Source organism: Micromonospora fluostatini, assembly GCF_050410825.1.
GTDB lineage: Bacteria > Actinomycetota > Actinomycetes > Mycobacteriales > Micromonosporaceae > Micromonospora > Micromonospora rosaria.
Genome location: NZ_CP191251.1, coordinates 5,523,534 through 5,539,820, shown reverse-complemented (window position 1 = coordinate 5,539,820; position 16,287 = coordinate 5,523,534). Strand labels below are relative to the sequence as shown.

Sequence of the window (16,287 nt, the reverse complement as noted above, 5' to 3'; positions counted from 1 at the left end):
GTCGGTCCCATCGCCGCCGGAGCGCGGCCCGCCCGGCCGCCCGGTCGCCGGGGGGACGTGAGCTGTCCGGTCGCCGGCGGGCTGAGCTGTCCGGTCGAACCAGGAATTCGGTCCAGCGGTGGCCGGGCGTCGGGCGATCGGCGATGCTGTCGGGGTGGCGGAGCCGGAGCTTGTCGACGTGGTCGTGGTCGGGTTGGGTGTGGGCGGCGAGGAGGTCGCCGGCAAGCTCGCCGAGGCCGGGCTGAGCGTGGTCGGGATCGAGCGTGACCTGGTCGGCGGGGAGTGCCCCTACTGGGGGTGCATCCCCAGCAAGATGATGATCCGGGCGGCGAACGCCCTCGCCGAGGCCCGCCGCGTCGACGGGTTGGCCGGGACGGCACAGGTCCGGCCGGACTGGGCGCCGGTGGCGCGGCGGATCCGCGAGGAGGCGACCGACACCTGGGACGACCGCGCCGCGGTGGACCGTTTCGTGGGCCGGGGCGGGCGGTTCGTGCGGGGCAGTGGCCGGCTCGACGGGCCCGGTCGGGTCCGCGTCGGCGAGCAGGTGTTCCAGGCCCGGCACGGGATCGTGCTCGGCACCGGTACCCGGCCGTCGATCCCGCCGCTCGACGGCCTCGCCGACACCCCGTACTGGACGAACCGCCAGGCCATCGAGGTCGAGGAGTTGCCGGCCAGCCTGCTCGTGCTGGGCGCAGGGGCGATCGGGCTGGAGCTGGCGCAGGTCTTCGCCCGGTTCGGGGTCGCGGTCACCGTGCTGGAGGCGTCGGACCGGGTCCTCGCCGTCGAGGAACCGGAGGCCTCCGAGGTGGCCGCCGCCGCGCTGCGCGCCGACGGCGTGGAGATCCGGACCGGGGTACGCGCCGAGCGGGTCGACCACGACGGCGGGCGGTTCACCGTCCGGGCCCCCGGCGGGGCGGAGTTCACCGGTGACCGGCTCCTGGTGGTGACCGGCCGCCGGGCGCACCTGGACGAGTTGGGCCTGGACACGGTCGGCGTGGCCGCCGACCAGCGGTACCTGCCGGTGGACGACCGGCTGCGCGCCGCCGCCGGGATCTGGGCGGTCGGCGACCTGACCGGTGAGGGCGCCTTCACGCACGTCGCCATGTACCAGGCGGCGATCGTCGTCGCCGACCTGCTCGACCACGTCCGGCACACCGAGGCGGGGCCGGACGCCAGCGGTACCGCCAGCGCGGTGGGGGGCGCGGTGGGCGCCCTCGGCGCGGCGTCCGGCGGCACCGGCCCGGCCGGAGTCTCCGGCGGTGTGCCCCGGGCCGACTACCGGGCGCTGCCCCGGGTCACCTTCACCGACCCGGAGGTCGGCGCGGTCGGCCTCACCGAGCGGCAGGCCCGCGACCGCGGCCTCAACGTGCAGGTCGGGGTCAGCCCGCTCGAATCGTCGACCCGGGGCTGGATCCACCGGGGCGACGGGCTGATCAAGCTGGTCGCCGACGCCGACCGGGGGGTGCTGGTCGGGGCCACCTCGGTCGGCCCGGCCGGCGGCGAGGTGCTCTCCGGGCTGGCGGTGGCGGTGCACGCGGCGGTGCCGATCAGCCAGCTCCGGCACATGATCTACGCGTACCCCACCTTCCACCGGGCCGTCGAGGAGGCCCTGCGCGCCCTGCGGTGACCGCCCGACGGCAGCATCGAGTGGCAGAGGGACAGACATGATCGATACCGGGCTCGCCGGCCGGCACGCGGTGGTCACCGGGGCGAACAGTCCGCTTGGCATCGGCGCCGCCACCGCGCGTGCCCTGGCGGCGCAGGGTGCGACGGTGACCCTGGTCTGCGCCCCCGGCCGCCCCGGTCGGCCGGACCTCACCCGGTCACCCGGCGCCGACCTGTACGCCGACGTGACCGGCGTCGACGGCACGGCGGTGCTCGACGACCTGCGCGCCACCGGGGCGACGGTCGCCCTGGTCACCGCCGACCTGGCCGACCCGTCCGCGTACCGGACGGTCCTGGACCGGGCCGAGGCGGCGGCCGGTCCGGTGCAGATCCTGGTCAACAACGCCGCGTACGCCCGCCCGGACACCCTGCTGGCCGGTGGCGCCCGCGCGCTGGACCGGGCCGCCCCGCTCCTCGACGCGGCCGGGCTGGACGCCCACCTGGCGGTGAACACCCGCGCACCGGCGCTGCTGATGGCCGACTTCCACCGCCGGTACGTGGACCGCGGTGCCACCTGGGGCCGGGTGGTCAACATCTCCACCGACGCCGCCCCCGAGTTCCCCGGCGAGGTGTCGTACGGGGCCAGCAAGCACGCCCTGGAGAGCCTCAGCCGGACGGCCGCCCGGGAGTTCGGGCCGGCCGGTGTCACGGTCAACGTCGTCGCGCCGGGGCCGGTGCAGACCGGCTGGCTGGACGCCGACGCGGTGGGGCAGGTGGCGGCGCTCAGCCCGCTCGGGCGGGTGGGCGAGCCGGCCGACATCGCCGACGTCGTCGTCTTCCTCTGCTCCGAGCAGGCCCGCTGGGTCTCCGGGCAGGTCGTCCAGGTCGGCGGCGGCAAGCGCACCTGGTGACCGACCGGCCGGTCACCGGTGGGCTTTCGGCCTCCGGCGAGCGCGGCACGTGGTCCGAAACGGCGACCCGGCCATTTTGGTGGCCGGTGACCGGTTTGCCGCCGCCGCTGCCGGGAAGTCGTCCCTCGTGCGAGCACTGTTGACGAGAATCGAACAGGCCAGAGGGCTGGACCGGGTGGGCGACCGGATGCAGCACGCCGTCCAGGCCACCCTGCGCCCGCAGCGGGTCCGGGACTTCCTGCACGGCGTCTGGCTGGGCCATCCCCTGCATCCGGCGCTGGTCCAGGTTCCGGTGGGCGCCTGGCTCAGCGCCGCCGCCGTCGACCTGTTGCCGGGGCAGCGCCGGTCCGCCACCGCGCTGGTCGCCCTCGGCACCGCCGGGGCCGTACCGGCGGCCGTGGCCGGCTTGAACGACTGGGCCGCCCTCGCCCCGGACCAGCGCCGGGTCGGCCTGGTCCACGCCACCGCCAACCTGGTCGGGCTGGCGCTGTACGGCGGGTCGCTGGTCGCCCGGCTGAACGGCCGGCACAACCTCGGCCGGGCCCTGAGCTACCTCGGCCTGAGCGCCGCCAGCGCCGGGGCGTACCTCGGTGGCCACCTGGCGTACAAGCAGGGTGCCCAGGTCAACCAGAGCATCTCCGAACTGCACCGGATCAGCGACGGCTGGCATCCGCTGGCGGACCTGGCCGCGCTGCCGCAGCGGAAGCTGATCACCCGGTCGATCGACGACGTCTCGGTGATCCTCTACCGGCACGGCGACGAGGTCACCGTGATGCTGGAGCGCTGCCCGCACCAGAGCGGCCCGCTCGGCGAGGGCGAGGTGCAGCAGATCGACGGGCACGCCTGTGTGGTCTGCCCCTGGCACGGCAGCGCGTTCCGCCTCAACGGCGGCGAGGTGGTGCACGGCCCGTCCGGCAACGACCAGCAGGTCCTGCCGACGCGGGTGGTCGACGGCATCCTCCAGACCCGCCTGCCCTGACCGGCCCCGCCTGCCCTGGTCGACTCCGGCGCGGTCAGGGGCGAGGTGCCTCGGTGGCTCCATCACCATGCGCCGGGCACCCCGGCGGCTTCGGCGACCGCCACCAGGTAGGGGTCCGGGAATGCCGACCCGGCGAGCACGTGGGCCAGCATCGTTCGTCCGGCTGGACGTACCCGCACCTCCGGCGCTGCGATCCGGTCGACGTCCCGCAGCATCCGCGACGCGCCGGGGGCGTCGCCGGCCGCCAGGTACGCCCCGGCGACGTCGAGCAGGTACGCGGCCCGGTGTTCGATCGACAGCGTCCGCCATACCGAGCGGGCGGCCAGCGCTTCGTGCAGGTCGACGGCGCCCCGATGATCGCCGAGGGCGGCGGTGGTGGTGACCCGCGCCGCGTCGACCGCGGCCCGCTCCGGCCCGTCGGGCTCGGTCAGTCTCGTGGCGTCGTCGAGGAGGTCCCGCGCGGTCTGCGGGTCGCTGTGTTCGGCGGCGGCGAGGGCGGCCTGGACGAGCAGCGCCGCGCAGGCTGAGCGTTCGTCCGGCGTACCCGGATCGTCGGTGAGCGGGGTGACCCGGTGCGCGGCGACGACCGTCGTCTCGAACGCGGAGCGTGGCCGGCCGGCGGCCCGCAGCGCCTGACCGAAGGGCAGGGCCGCGACCGCTTCCAGCAGCGGATCGTCAGCAGCCGTGGCAACGGCCAGTCCTCGATCCGCCGCCAGCCACGCCAACTCCGTCGCGGCCAGTTTCACCGCGATGCGTGCGGTGAGCCGGTACACCCGGACCCGCAGGTCGGCGGGCATCTCACGGGTGTGACTTCCGTCGAGCAGGTCGGGCAGCAGCCGCACCAGCGAGGGATACTCAGCGTGCTGGTAGACCGCCTCGGCGTGGTCGAGTCGGGCCTGATACCGGCATGGTTCGACCTGTGCGACTGCCGACGGCAGCAGTCCAGGATGGCGGGTGAGCGCGGCCCGGAGTGTGCCGATCTCGGCGGCCCGCTCGTCGGCCGGCCGATCGGGTGGGGCTGCGGCAGCGTCGCCCAGCAGATGGTCGGGGTTGACGTTGAGGGCGTCGGCGACCTCCTGCAGGACGGACCACTTGTCGAGGCGGCGTACGCCACGTTCGATCTTGTCGACCCAGGACTTGGACTTGCCGAGCCGGTCGGCGAACATCTGCTGGGACATGTTGCGCCGTGCCCGCCAGTACGCCACCCGCCGGCCGACCGGCAGGTCGTCGCCCACCTCTGTCACCGCTGCCGTCGCGGGCGGTCGGGTACGGCCCGGGTGGTGTCGTCCAGTGGGGTCCGTTCGGCGTCGGCCTGGGCGAGGATCCGTTGTTTCGCGGCCTCGTGTTCGGCGGCCTGGATCTCCGCGCCGGTGGGCCGGTCGGGGTCGGTGCGGGTACGTCTGGTCATCGCCGGTTCCTTTGCGGATGCGGTGGTGGACGGTGCTGGTCTGTTCGGGGTGGAGAGGTGTCGGATGCCGGCGTGCCGGACGAAGAGTTCTCGTCGGGCGACCGCGTCGCCGTGGTCGTTGACCTGGTAGCCGTCGAGCCATAGCCACCCGTGGTAGGTGGGCTGGTCGAGGACCCGGATCAGCCGGAACATGATCGGGGTGCCGAACTGGACGCTGGCGGCGCGGGTGAGGTGGAGCAGGTCCCCGGCCCGGAGCCCGGCTACTGCTGGCGGTAGCGACGCCATGCCGTGATCCGGGTGCGCGCGACCCTGACGTCGGGACACCAGTCGTTGGCCGTGCAGTGCGGGCAGCGGTGGTGGCGGTGGTACTCCAGGACGTACCAGGCGTGCTGGATGAGGTGGGGCATCCGCCGCGTTCTCACGAGCACTCCTTCCGATACTTCCCGGCGAGGGGCGGCAACGGCTGTTCCGGCAGGAGGGTCACCCACGCCACCCCTACGGCCCGGTAGACACCCGTTTGCTGGGGACAGGTCGTCGCCGTGCGGAGGCGGTCGAGTGGACTCGCCCGGCGGCGCGTGAAAGGCCAGAGCCTCCGCAGGCCGAGGCGGTGCTTCGTATGCGGGGCCACGGGACCTCCCAAGAGATTGCGCTCGGCAACATCGGTGGCGCTGACTTCGGCGGGCCAAAGGCACCGTCGCTGGCCGTGGCCGTGATCTATTGCCACGACGCGCTCATCCTCCGGTGCTGCTTGGATCACATGCAGTCAACAAGAACGCGGTAGTGTTAGGTAGCCTCACGGCTTCACGGACATGTTGAACGCGTTGAACACAGAGCCGGTGGGGAAGGCCAGGAATGGCGCGAGCGCCCAGACCGCGTAACGACAGACTGTTGACGGCGATCAAGGCGTGCCGATGGTCCTATGAGGCCTGCGCCTTGGCCATCCGAGTTGTCGCCCGTGAAAATCAGGATGATCTTTCATCGTGTGACCGCTCCACCGTCGCGCACTGGATCGCCGGCGTCCAGCCCAGCGGACAAACCCCGCACTACCTGGCCGAGGCGATCTCGCGTCGACTTGGCCATGTGGTGCATCCAACGGATCTAGTGCCTCGTCATGCAGCCTTTAACGGGTAATCCGGGTGGCGGATCTTGGAGCCGGTGGCGAATCCGGTCTTGGGTCGGGCGCGTTGGTTGCGCCAGCGGATGTAGTCGCCGAGGGCGGCGTCCTGCTCGGCGTGGGTGCGATGGTCGGTGCCGTTGAGGGCGAAGTACCGCACGGCGGCGAACTCGGCCTCGATCCAGTTCAGCCACGAGGCATACGTGGGTAGGAACACCAGGTCGACGCGGTTGGCGGCGCACCAGGCGCGGACCTCGGGGTGCTTGTGCGGCGAGAAGTTGTCCAGGATGAGATACAGCTTCTGGTCGGGCCAGCGGGCGCGCAGGGTCTTGAGGAAGGCCAGGAACTCCCGCCAGCGTTTGCGGTCGCGGATGCGGTAGTGCAGCTTGCCGGTAGCCAGGTCCAGGGCGGCGATCATGTGCCGTACGCCCTGGTCGCGGGTGTAGGTGGCCCGTAGTCGCACCGGGTGTGCGACGGGTCGCCAGGCCCGTCCGGGGCGGGGTTGCAGATTCAACGGCCCGAACTCGTCAACGCAGAGCACCCTGCCGTCGGCGGGTGGATGGTCGTAGAGGTCCAGAATCCGGCGCATCTTCGAGGTGAAGTCGGGGTCGGTGCTGGCCTTCCACGTCTTGGTGGCCTGCCACGTCACCCCGCGTTCGTGCAGGACACGGCGCACGGTCTCGACGCTGATCGTCGTGACATAGCCGGCGGCGATGAGGTAGTCGCGCAGCTTGGCCAACGACCAGCAGGAGAACGGTTGGCCGAGGAAGCGGGGGTCGCACCGGGCGATGACACAGATCCAGTCGCGGGTCTGCTCATCGATCCGTCTCGGTGCGCCCCCGCTCCATTTTGGGGACAGGGCGTCGAACCCCCGCTCGTTGAACGCGTGGATCACATCGCGCACGTAGTCGTCGGTCACCGTCAGCAGGTGGGCGATGTCCGGGGCTGGCTACCCCTGGGCGGACATCAGCACCACGATCGCCCGCCGCAGCTTCACCGGGTCCCTTGCGGTCCTGGTGATCTTCTGCAACCGCTGACCCTCGGCCATCGACACCTGTCGGACGAACACCTCCGGCCGTCTGCCCACCGGCCATCACCTCCCACCACGAGTGCTGGGAGACAGCCTGCCCGATCCATCCTCAGAAACCGACGGATTACCCGTTCGACGTTCCAAGACGAGGCACTAGGTCTACTCTCGACAGGTAGCCTGGATGCTGATCTAGGTGGCCTGGACTGGTTGACGCGTGACATAATCGCCGACCTCGTGACGGTCGGGAGGGCCGACTTGGAACGACGAACGTTCGCGCTCTCCGCCTTGTATTCGCTGGCCGCACTCGCCGTGCCCTTGGACTCCTGGCAGGAGTTCGCAGAGCGGGGTCAGCGGGCGCAAGCTGGAGCTGTCGCCGTGGGGCGTGGTGAGATCGATGCCGTACGAGACATGCTCTCGGTGTTCAGCAAGGCAGACGAGAGATTCGGGGGCGGCCACGCGCGTCTCGCAGTGGTGCAGTACCTGACGTCAGATGTAGAGGGATATCTTCGTGGGCGCTTCGCGTCCGACGAAAGCCGCAGAGAAATGTTCGGCGTGGCTGCGGAGCTCGCCTATCTAGCCGGCTGGAAGTCTTTCGACTCGGCTCTGCACGGTCTGGCTCAACGCTACTATGTCCAGGCCCTCAGGTTGGCCAACGAAGCAGACGACCGAGCGCTTGCCGGATTCACCCTTCGAGCAATGGCTCATCAGGCTGTCGACCTCGGCCACGGTCGGCAGGCCCTCCAATTGGCGAGTTCGGCGCTCGAATGGTCGAACGGCTTTGCGACACCTGCCGCCACCGCACTTTTCACCATCCTCGTGGCGCGCGGGCACGCTGCGACACGCGACAAGTTCCGGGCGACTTCCGCGATCGTCGAAGCCGAGAAACACTTGGTCAAGGCCGCACCCGGCGGGGAGCCGTCCTGGATCCGGACGAGCGGTTTCACGGAGACGTCCCTGGCCAGTCAGGCCGGACAGGCCCTCCGCGACCTGGGAGATCTGTCGGGGGCAGAAGCGCAGTTCAAGAGGTCTGTCTCGACCCGGAACGCGGACGCCTACCGAAGAATCCACACCCTCACCCTGGCGAATCTTGCCGACGTGCAGTACGCGCAGGGGCGCCTCTGGCAGGCAAACGAGAACTGGGGTCTGGCGATGGATTCGATGTCCAACGTCAAGTCCGGCAGAGCGTACGGCGCTGTGCAGAACATTCGTAAGTGTCTGAGCAGCCTCGGCCCCCGAATGCCGCGTTTCGCCAGGAGTCTTGACCAGCGCGCTGCTGCCATGCTCGACAGCAAGACCTCGCCCGTTGGTGGCTACAGGTAACCGCACAGCGTTCCGACGTACTGCGGTGACTGCTCGAAAGTCGCGACAGGCATCGACGTGGCGGACCGCCAACTCTCAGCAGCGGACCTTGGAAGATTTCGGCCCCTCTGAGGGCCATTTGGCTCCAAGGTCTCTCGGCGCTCGTCTCGATGGCGACAATATTCGGGGCATAGGGAACAAAGAGGGTTTTTGGCCGGCCGGATCTCGGGGTCGGAGAACCTCGTTCACCACGCCCGGCTCCCGGCTGGGGGTACCAGCCGGGAACCATCGGGCGGTGCCGGGGGGGCTCATTCGCGGCGGTGCCGGCCGCCGGGGAGGATGCCGGGCCGGGCCGCCGCCCGGGGAGCGGCCTGCCGGCGGCGCAGGCCCAGGACGGCGCCGATCTGCGCGCCGACGATGCTGGCCACGGTGAGCACCGCGGAGACCGCGAGCGGGCGGTTCACCCCGTCGCCGTCACCGGCCCGGGACGCGCCGACCGCCATCACCGGGGGCGTACCGGACGACTTCTGCGACGTCGGCGGCTCCGGTACCGGCATGTCGGCCGGCGGGGGCGGCGGGGCGACGCCCGGCCCGCCCGGGGTGCCCGCATCCGGGACGGGCGACGTGGCCGGGGTGTCGTGGCCGGGCGGGGCCGGGTCGGCCGGCCGGGCCACCAGCCGCCCGTTGGCGTGCGCGCGGGCACCCGCGTCGTCGGCCTCGGTGGGCAGCTTCAGCAACTGGCCGGGGCGGATCCGGTCCGGGTCCTTCAGCCGGTTGAGCTTCGCCACCTCGCGGTAGTCGCCGAAGTCGTCCAGGTACCGGTCGGCGACCGCGCCGAGGTAGTCGCCCTTCGCCACCCGGTACACCGGGTTGACGGCCGGCTCGGTCTCGGCGGCCTGCCGGGTCAGGCCGACCTGCTGCGCGGCGGTCGGCTGCTGCGCCAGCGTGGCCTGCTGGGCGAGGGTGACCTGCTGGGTGACGGGGGCGGCTGCCACCGGGTACGGGCCGGCCAGGGTGGTGGCGGCGGTCGCCGCCGGGCTCGCCGCGATGATCAGCGCGATCGACCCGACCAGCGCGGCGGCGGCCCGCTGCTGGTGGCGCATCCCCGGCAGCCGGGGAGCCCGGCGGCGGAAGATCTGCGCGGAGAGCTCCACCACGACCGAGAAGGCGAACGTCGCCCAGCCGAACCAGCCCACCACGGCCAGCGCCCGCAGGAAGAGTCGACCGTCGTCGCGGCTGGTCAGGGTGGTGCCGATCTCGGCCAGGGTGGGTACGTGGTCGGGGAGCGGGTTCCCGGCCAGGGCGATGAGCGCCACCGGCCCGCCGGCCAGTACCGCGCAGAGCACGACGAGCGCGCCGAGCCCGGTGAGGACCTGTCCCGTCCGCCGTACGGCGGTGCCACGCGGTGCGGCCATGGCTGCCTTCCTTCCTACGGACCCTCGGTGAGGGTGCGGGCGGTGGCCTCGCCGGAGACGGTGACGCTGTCCCCGAAGCCGAAGAGGCCGAGCAGTAACCGGTCGTAGGCGACGCTGACCCGGACCCGGATGTGCTTCTCCCCGTCGATGACCGGGAAGGTGACCGTGTGGCTGGTGACCCCGGCGGCGGCGAGGTAGCTGTTGACGGCCACCCGGGCGTCGCCCTCGTCGATCTCCTTGCTGCCCCCGGCGATGGCGCGGGCCCGGTCGATGGACTGGCCGCCGGCCCGCGCCGCCTCGGCGGCGAGGTTCCCGGCCCGCTGCGTCGACCGGAGTTGGCCGGCGCCGTCGAAGGCCAGCCCGATGATCACGAGTACGCCGGCCATGGCGACCGCCAGGAAGAGGCTCACCCGGCCGTCGTCGCCCCGACGACGCCCCGGCCCGGCCGGGCGTGCCCGGCTGCCCGGCGTACCGGGGGACGGGTGCCGGTGGCCGGTCACGGCCGGCTCCGGTAGCGGTCCAGCGGCGAGGTGAAGACGGCCGTGACGGTCCGCTCGGTCGGCATGCCGGGCACCGCCGGCAGGCGGATGTCGGCGAAGGAGACGGTGCAGGTGACCCGGACCGATACGGCGCTGGGCTGGCCGGCGGTGGTGTCGAAGGCGGTGTCGAAGCTGACCGTCTGGCCACCGACCGAGCCGGTGAAGGTGAGCGCGGGCGCTCCGGCGCAGTTGAGCCGCTGCCAGTCCAACTGGGTCCGGGCCGCGTCGGTCGCCGCCGCCCGCGCGGTCGCCGGGTCCCGCGAGATCGACGCGGCGCGGGCCGCGTCGTGGGCGGCGGACTCGATCGCCTCGGCGGCGATCGCGGTCCGTCCCGCGACCCCGGCCAGCACGAGCAACGCGAGGAAGGCGGGCGTCAGGATCGCCACCTCGACGGAGACCGACCCGCGCTCGACCCGCCCCCGACCCGCCGCGTCCGCTCGGCTCGCCGTGCCCGTTCGGCTCGCCGCGTGCGGCTGGTCGGGGGCGTTCGGCCGGTGGAGTGTGCCCGCCCGGCTGGTCGGTGCCGGCGGGGTCACGGGGGGCCTCCGGCGGTGGTCCAGCGCTCGACGGTGCCGTGCGCGGTCTGCCGGACCGGGAAGCTGACCCCGGGGATCACCGACAGGGAACGGCCGGTGACCGTGCAGGTGACCTCGGTGGCGGTGACGACGCAGTCCGGCCCCGGCTGGTTCCAGCCGACCAGCCAGTCCCCGGCGGCGGTGAGGAAGGCGGCGGCGCGGGCCTCGCCGGCTCCGGCGGGGGCCTGGTGGACCCGTTGGGCGGTGACCGCGCTCTGCGCGGCGTTCAACGCGGTGGCCCGGGCGACGAACCAGACCGCGGCCTGGATCGAGGCGAACAACAGCAGCAGGACCACCGGCATGACCACCGCCAGCTCGACCGGGTTGGCCCCCCGGTCCGCGCCGTGGGCGAGCAGCCGGGACCGCAGGGCCCCGGTCGTCGCCGGGCGGCGGGCGGGCCGGGGCCACCGGATGGCCGTCGCCACCCGGTGGGCTGCTGTCAGGGTCGGGCACCACATCTGAGTCGTCAGCTCCCACCCGGGCCCGGGATCTTGTTCATCCACTCCTGGGCCTTGGTGCTGACCAGGGCGGTGACCGCGATCGCGGCGGCCACCAGGCCGAAGATGATCACGGCGGTGGGGACCGGGCTGTCGCCCCGGTCACCGGCGCGGCGCAGCTCGGCGAGCCGGTCGAGCACCAGGATGTGCAGGTAGGCGACGAGACGCATGACGTACTCCTATAAACGGGGAGGGATTACAGGCGGGCGACGAAGGGGTAGACGGCGAAGCCGAGCAGGACGAAGACCAGCAGCGCGCCGGGGATGTCGAGCCGGCTGGTCACCCCCTCGGCGCGGGCCAGGTTGTCGGTGCGGATCTGGTCGCGCAGCGCGTCGGCCCGGTTGCGCAGGGTCTCGTGCACCTGCGCGCCCTCGCTGCCGGAGGAGCGCATGATCGCGCCCACGTCGCCGAGTTCCGGGGTGCCCAGCTTCTCGGCGAGGTCGCGCAACTCGTCCCAGGGGGAGTGCATCTGCATCTGGGCCATCCGCAGCGACTCCCGGATCCGGTCGAAGACCCAGCCGTCGCAGACCTGGGCGGCCCGCTCCAGGGACTGCACCGGCCCGTGCGCGGCGGAGAGTTGCAGCGCGACCAGGTCCAGGTAGGCGCAGACGGCCTGGCGGAACTCGGCGCGGGCCGCCTCGGCTTTGGCGAGCACGTCCCGGTGGGCGGTCAGGGCGCAGAGCGCCGCCGCGCCGATCCCGCCGAAGACCGGTACCACCAGCGGCAGGCTGGTGCCGGACAGGAAGAGCACCGCCCCGAGCAGCGTCGGCGCGGCCAGCCCGACCAGGGCGGAGAGCAGCAGGGAGAGGGTGTACTGCTCCGGGGTCCGGTCGATCAGGGCCAGTTCCTGGTGCGGTGGGCGGACCCACCGGGCGAACCCGCCGAGCCAGTCCAGCCGGCGGCCGGTGGTGGACCGGGCGGCGCCCGGCGGCTGGTGCAGCCGTTGCAGCGCCGGGCCGAGCGCCGGGGTGGCCGGCAGTGCCTCCTGCACGAGGAGGAAGAGGCCCAACCCGATCGCGCCGCCACCGAGCACGGCGAGGGTGAGCTGCCAACTGAGGATCACCGCAGCGCCTCCTCCGGATCGGGGGCGGGCAGGAAGCGGGCCGGCCGGGGCGGCTGACTCAGGTTGCGCACCCAGACCAGCAGGCCGATGAAGGCGGACCCGAGGACGATCATCACCAACTGCCCGGTGGGGGTGCCGTACGGGCGCATGTACTCCGCGTTGAGCAGCCCGTACGCCAGGCTGGCCAGCGTCATCCCGGTGAGGAACCGGACCGCGAACCGGGGCTGGGTCCGCTTGGCCTCGATCTCCCGCCGGGTGGCCACCTCGGCCGAGGCGGCGGTCGCGATCGCGCCGAGCACGTCGCCGAGACGCTCGCCCCGGTCGGTCAGGTGCAGGATCAGCGCGGCCACCACCTGGTCGCAGACCGGGTCGCCGATCTCGTCGGCGAAGGCGAGCAGGGCGGCCCGCGCCGCCCAGCCGGCCTGGAGCCGGGCGGCGAGCACCCGCACCTCCTCCTCGATCTCCTCGGGCGCGGTGGTGACGGTGCTGACGATGGCCTGCTGGAGGCCCTGGCCGATGGCGGAGACGTCCTTCAGCCGGCGGGTCCACTCGCCGACCGCCTCGATCCGGGCGATGGCCCGCTGCTCGGCCCGGCCGACGGCGAACAGCCACGGCACCCCCGGCACCGCGACGGCGACCAGCAGGCCGGCCACCGGCAACCCGGTCAGCAGGAACACCAACGCGCCGCCGAGCACCGCGCCGAGCAACTGGCTCTGGTAGCGGCGCTGCTCGCGGCGACCGGTGCCGGAGCCGAGCCAGAGCCGGCGCAGGCCGGGCCCGGAGCCGGGGCGGGAGCGGGGCCGGCGGGTGCCGACCACGGCGACGACGGCGAGGATCAGCCCGGCGACGCAGGCCGCCCCCGAGACGACGGCGATCAGTTCGATGTTCGCGGTCATCGGGGCACCTCGGGGGCGGGCGGGACCGGCACCGGGATCACCGCCGGGCCAGTCGGCTGTTGCGGGGCCGACGCCAGGCCCCGGCCCCGGCCTCGACCCAGCGGCTCAGCAGGCGGGCGTCGTAGCCGACCCGGAGCAACTGGTCGCGGATCCGTTCGGGCAGGTGCCGGGGGACGGCGCGGCCGTCCGGGCCGGGCCCGAAGACGGCGGTGGTGGTGATCCGGTTGCCGTCGCCCACGCCGATCACCTCCTCGACGTGCGAGACGAAGCGGTGCTTGCGCCCACCGATCGCGGTCTCGTCCTCGACGGTGACGTAGACGATCAGGTCGAGGGCGTTGCCGGCCATCCGGCGGGCCTGGTCCACCGTCATCTCCCGGCCGTGCGAGAGCGCCAGCTCGATGATCCGCTCGCCCACCCCCGCCGGGGTACGGGCGTGGATGGTGCACATCGAGCCCCGGCTGGTGGTCATCGCCTGGAGCATCGGCACGATCTCCCGGGACCGCACCTCGCCGACGATGATCCGCAGCACGCCCATCCGCAGCGACACCGGGATCAGGTCGGCGATGCTCACCTCGCCCGCCGGGCGGCCGTCGAGCCCGCGTTCGCCGTGGCCCTCCCGGGCCTCGAAGCTCATCACCGCGCGGTGCCGGCCGCCGTGCTGGGTGGGCAGCAGTTCCCGGCTCTCCTCCAGCAGCACGAACGGCTCGTCCGGCGGGATCTCGCCCATCAGCGCCCGGATCACCGTGGTCTTCCCGGCCCCGGCGAGCCCGGCCACCATGATGTTCAGCCCGGCCCGCATGGAGGCGCGGAGGAAGTCGCGCAGCAGCGGGTCGATCATCTCGTCCAGGTCGGCCCGCGCCCCGGCCAGGTCGTCCAGGCTGACGTCGAGGGTGTTGTGCTTGCGGATCACCGCGTACGGGCGCTGGCTGACCAGGAACACCGCGGCGAGCCGGCTGCCGTCGGGGAGTTGCAGGTCCAGGGTGGGCTTGGAGGTGGAGAGGGACCGTTCGGTGGCACCCGCCCGGCGGGCCGCCGCCTGGAGGATCTCCACCAGTTCGGCGTCGCTGTCGGCGATCGGCTCGCCCCAGTCGACGCCGCCGCCGTGCCGGGTGATGCGCACCCGGTCGCAGCCGAGGATGTGCACCTCCTCGATGGAGGTGTCGACGAGCAGGGTCTGCAACCGGCCCAGCCCGACCAGCTCGGCGGTCACCTGGTCGAGCAGCAGCCGCTCCTCGCCGGCCGGCATCGGGGTGCCCGCCCGGCGGACCGCGTCGGCGTACTCGGCGACCACGGTCACCGCGAGCCGGGCCCGCTCGACGTCCTCCTCCTCGACGGTGAACTCCCGGCCGCGCTGCCACAGGGTGAGCCGTTCGCTGAGCTGCCGGCGCAGTTCCCGGACCACGGCGAAGTCGGCCCGGCGCGGCGGGGCCTCCGGTGGCGGGGGTGTCACGACCGGAGCCGGGGCCGGCTGCGGGCGCTGCCCGCCCTGCGGCGGATGACCGTTCGCCACGGCCAGGGGCGGGACCGTGGAGGTGACCGCCCCGGGCTGCGGGCCGCGCGGGTCGTGCTGGACCGGCTCAAACCGCACCCGGCACCTCCTCGCCGGCCGGCCAGGCCAGTCGGGCCAGGCGCTGGTCCAGCAGGGCGCGCACCGGCGCCTCCAGCGCGCCGGCCGCGCGCATCAGCGGCCGGTTGCCCCGTACGGTGCCGCCCAGGGTGAGCACCTCGGCGGTACGCGGGTCGTGCGGCAACCGGGCGATCACCGGTACCCGTAGTGCCTTGCTGATCTCGCCGGTGCCGTGCCCGTCGCCGACCAGCAGCAGGCGCAACGTGCCGGGGGGTACCCGGTGCTCGACGAGGTCCCGCTCGATGGCCCGGACCGTCGACCGGGTGACCGAGAGGTCGGGCAGGTTGGCCCGGGTGACCAGGAGGACCACGGTGGCCGCCCGCAGGATCGGCCAGGGTGGGCCGGCGACGTTCAGCCGACCACAGTCGACCAGCACGTCGTACGGCGGTTGGCCCCGTTCCAGGTCGGTGAAGAAGTCGGCGAACCGCTGCCAGAGCGGGGTGACGCTGCCGGCCTGGGCGGGGTCGACCACGCCGGGCAGCAGCAGCCGCTCCCGTTTCGGCGCGTCCAGGTCGACGAGCTGGGACCAGAACGCCTGCTCCAGGTTGCCGTCGCGCAGTTCACCGACGGCCAGCTCGCCGATGCCCCGGGGGCCGTCCAGGGTCCCGCGCAGGTACCCGGCCATGATCGAGCCGCCCGCCGGGTCGCACTCGGCGAGGACCAGCCGTCGGTGCCAGGTCAACGCGCAGGCCAGGGCGGACGAGGTGACGCCCGGCGAGCCCTTCGCGGAGACCAGCGCGACGATCGCCATGTCAGGCCGCTTTCGTCAGCACGAGCGCGATCCGCTTCTGCGCCGCCAGCACCACCACCGCCGGCACGTCCCGGCTGGGCAGCGCCAGGTAGACCACCACGCTGGTGGCCTCCGGGGTGGCGGTCTCGATCACGGTGGCCTCGAACCGGGTGCCGGGGCCCCGGCTGTCGGAGTTGCGGTCCGGGGTAGTGACCAGCAGGACCTTGTCGCCGGGGCTGAGGGTGCGCGCCGGCACCTCGCCGGGGGTGAGGGCCAGCGAGATCTGCTGCTGCCCGGGGCCGAGCAGCGGGTCGTCGGTGAGCTGGGCCATGGTGAGCAGGGTGCCGGGGGTCAGCGCCACCGCCGCCCGCTTGCCGACCACCTCGTCGAGTTGGCTCGCGGCCACCGGTGACAGCCCCTGCCCACCGGCCATTTGCACGGTGACCAGGTCGTCGGCCCGGATCTCCCGGCCCACCTCGACCGCCCGCGCGACCGCCAGGTAGCTGCCGGTGGCGCGGACCGAGGTGACCGCGAACGCCGAGCCCAGCCCGCCGAGGGCGATCAGCAGCACCGCCAGGCCGAGCAGCCCCGGGCGCATC

18 protein-coding genes and 1 pseudogene are annotated in these 16,287 nt (G+C 73.1%); 4 read left to right on the top strand and 15 right to left on the bottom strand.

The annotated features are described in order from the left end of the window. Positions 1-154: 154 nt before the first annotated feature. The 3 genes from ACQUFX_RS24540 (at position 155) to ACQUFX_RS24530 (ending at position 3,495) form a co-directional block, all read left to right on the top strand. Positions 155-1,627 (top strand): dihydrolipoyl dehydrogenase family protein, encoded by a 1,473-nt coding sequence (locus tag ACQUFX_RS24540; protein WP_428967068.1) that lies wholly within the window; start codon positions 155-157, stop codon positions 1,625-1,627. A 37-nt stretch (positions 1,628-1,664) separates the two neighbouring features. Then, positions 1,665-2,516, top strand: coding sequence for an SDR family NAD(P)-dependent oxidoreductase (locus ACQUFX_RS24535; protein WP_428962630.1), 852 nt, complete (start codon positions 1,665-1,667; stop codon positions 2,514-2,516). 127 nt (positions 2,517-2,643) lie between these two features. Further along, positions 2,644-3,495 (top strand): Rieske (2Fe-2S) protein, encoded by an 852-nt coding sequence (locus tag ACQUFX_RS24530; protein WP_428962629.1) that lies wholly within the window; start codon positions 2,644-2,646, stop codon positions 3,493-3,495. A 62-nt stretch (positions 3,496-3,557) separates the two neighbouring features. On the opposite strand, the gene ACQUFX_RS24525 is transcribed toward ACQUFX_RS24530, so the two are convergent. The 5 genes and pseudogenes from ACQUFX_RS24525 to ACQUFX_RS24505 all read right to left on the bottom strand — a co-directional run bounded on the left by ACQUFX_RS24525 (position 3,558) and on the right by ACQUFX_RS24505 (position 7,104). After that, on the bottom strand, positions 3,558-4,730 hold the full coding sequence (locus ACQUFX_RS24525; RefSeq protein ID WP_428962628.1) for a helix-turn-helix domain-containing protein: 1,173 nt from the start codon (positions 4,728-4,730) through the stop codon (positions 3,558-3,560). A 250-nt stretch (positions 4,731-4,980) separates the two neighbouring features. Continuing rightward, positions 4,981-5,188 (bottom strand): annotated as a pseudogene (locus ACQUFX_RS24520) (hypothetical protein); the annotation flags it as partial. Beyond that, positions 5,164-5,325 carry a hypothetical protein gene (locus ACQUFX_RS24515; RefSeq protein ID WP_428962627.1) on the bottom strand — a complete coding sequence of 54 codons (162 nt, stop codon included), beginning with the start codon at positions 5,323-5,325 and terminating at the stop codon, positions 5,164-5,166. The pseudogene ACQUFX_RS24520 and the gene ACQUFX_RS24515, both read right to left, overlap by 25 nt. Positions 5,326-6,012: 687 nt before the next feature. Further along, a complete protein-coding gene (locus ACQUFX_RS24510; protein WP_428962626.1) occupies positions 6,013-6,936 on the bottom strand; it encodes an IS630 family transposase in 924 nt (307 codons plus the stop codon). A 30-nt stretch (positions 6,937-6,966) separates the two neighbouring features. After that, positions 6,967-7,104, bottom strand: coding sequence for a hypothetical protein (locus tag ACQUFX_RS24505; protein ID WP_428962625.1), 138 nt, complete (start codon positions 7,102-7,104; stop codon positions 6,967-6,969). 318 nt (positions 7,105-7,422) lie between these two features. On the opposite strand from ACQUFX_RS24505, the gene ACQUFX_RS24500 reads away from it, so the two are divergent. Further along, positions 7,423-8,367 (top strand): hypothetical protein, encoded by a 945-nt coding sequence (locus tag ACQUFX_RS24500; protein WP_428962624.1) that lies wholly within the window; start codon positions 7,423-7,425, stop codon positions 8,365-8,367. Positions 8,368-8,654: 287 nt separating this feature from the next. On the opposite strand, the gene ACQUFX_RS24495 is transcribed toward ACQUFX_RS24500, so the two are convergent. The 10 genes from ACQUFX_RS24495 to ACQUFX_RS24450 all read right to left on the bottom strand — a co-directional run bounded on the left by ACQUFX_RS24495 (position 8,655) and on the right by ACQUFX_RS24450 (position 16,286). After that, positions 8,655-9,761, bottom strand: coding sequence for a LysM peptidoglycan-binding domain-containing protein (locus ACQUFX_RS24495; RefSeq protein ID WP_428962623.1), 1,107 nt, complete (start codon positions 9,759-9,761; stop codon positions 8,655-8,657). 14 nt (positions 9,762-9,775) lie between these two features. Beyond that, positions 9,776-10,171, bottom strand: a complete 396-nt coding sequence (locus ACQUFX_RS24490) for a pilus assembly protein TadG-related protein (RefSeq protein WP_428967067.1) — start codon at positions 10,169-10,171, stop codon at positions 9,776-9,778. An 86-nt stretch (positions 10,172-10,257) separates the two neighbouring features. Continuing rightward, complete coding sequence (locus tag ACQUFX_RS24485) at positions 10,258-10,836, bottom strand: TadE/TadG family type IV pilus assembly protein (RefSeq protein WP_428962622.1); 579 nt, start codon at positions 10,834-10,836, stop codon at positions 10,258-10,260. Beyond that, complete coding sequence (locus ACQUFX_RS24480; RefSeq protein WP_428962621.1) at positions 10,833-11,333, bottom strand: TadE/TadG family type IV pilus assembly protein; 501 nt, start codon at positions 11,331-11,333, stop codon at positions 10,833-10,835. The genes ACQUFX_RS24485 and ACQUFX_RS24480 overlap by 4 nt, the downstream gene beginning before the upstream one ends. An 8-nt stretch (positions 11,334-11,341) precedes the next feature. Next, positions 11,342-11,542 (bottom strand): hypothetical protein, encoded by a 201-nt coding sequence (locus tag ACQUFX_RS24475; protein ID WP_428962620.1) that lies wholly within the window; start codon positions 11,540-11,542, stop codon positions 11,342-11,344. A gap of 26 nt (positions 11,543-11,568) precedes the next feature. After that, positions 11,569-12,432 (bottom strand): type II secretion system F family protein, encoded by an 864-nt coding sequence (locus ACQUFX_RS24470; protein ID WP_428967066.1) that lies wholly within the window; start codon positions 12,430-12,432, stop codon positions 11,569-11,571. Beyond that, positions 12,432-13,331, bottom strand: coding sequence for a type II secretion system F family protein (locus tag ACQUFX_RS24465; RefSeq protein WP_428962619.1), 900 nt, complete (start codon positions 13,329-13,331; stop codon positions 12,432-12,434). Before ACQUFX_RS24465 ends, ACQUFX_RS24470 begins: the two co-directional genes overlap by 1 nt. 37 nt (positions 13,332-13,368) lie before the next feature. Continuing rightward, positions 13,369-14,919: a CpaF family protein gene (locus tag ACQUFX_RS24460; RefSeq protein WP_428962618.1), complete on the bottom strand. Its 1,551-nt coding sequence runs from the start codon at positions 14,917-14,919 to the stop codon at positions 13,369-13,371. Further along, complete coding sequence (locus tag ACQUFX_RS24455; protein ID WP_428962617.1) at positions 14,909-15,709, bottom strand: P-loop NTPase family protein; 801 nt, start codon at positions 15,707-15,709, stop codon at positions 14,909-14,911. The genes ACQUFX_RS24460 and ACQUFX_RS24455 overlap by 11 nt, the downstream gene beginning before the upstream one ends. 1 nt (position 15,710) lies before the next feature. Beyond that, entirely contained in the window at positions 15,711-16,286 is a 576-nt protein-coding gene (locus ACQUFX_RS24450) for an SAF domain-containing protein (RefSeq protein ID WP_428967065.1), read from the bottom strand. Between the last annotated feature and the right edge of the window lies 1 nt (position 16,287).

Coding starts and splice junctions, on each gene's coding strand:
- ACQUFX_RS24535 (WP_428962630.1), top strand. CDS start 1,665: ATGATCGATACCGGGCTCGCCGGCCGGCACGCGGTGGTCACCGGGGCG.
- ACQUFX_RS24475 (WP_428962620.1), bottom strand. CDS start 11,542: ATGCGTCTCGTCGCCTACCTGCACATCCTGGTGCTCGACCGGCTCGCC.
- ACQUFX_RS24450 (WP_428967065.1), bottom strand. CDS start 16,286: ATGCGCCCGGGGCTGCTCGGCCTGGCGGTGCTGCTGATCGCCCTCGGC.
- ACQUFX_RS24465 (WP_428962619.1), bottom strand. CDS start 13,331: ATGACCGCGAACATCGAACTGATCGCCGTCGTCTCGGGGGCGGCCTGC.
- ACQUFX_RS24455 (WP_428962617.1), bottom strand. CDS start 15,709: ATGGCGATCGTCGCGCTGGTCTCCGCGAAGGGCTCGCCGGGCGTCACC.
- ACQUFX_RS24480 (WP_428962621.1), bottom strand. CDS start 11,333: ATGTGGTGCCCGACCCTGACAGCAGCCCACCGGGTGGCGACGGCCATC.
- ACQUFX_RS24495 (WP_428962623.1), bottom strand. CDS start 9,761: ATGGCCGCACCGCGTGGCACCGCCGTACGGCGGACGGGACAGGTCCTC.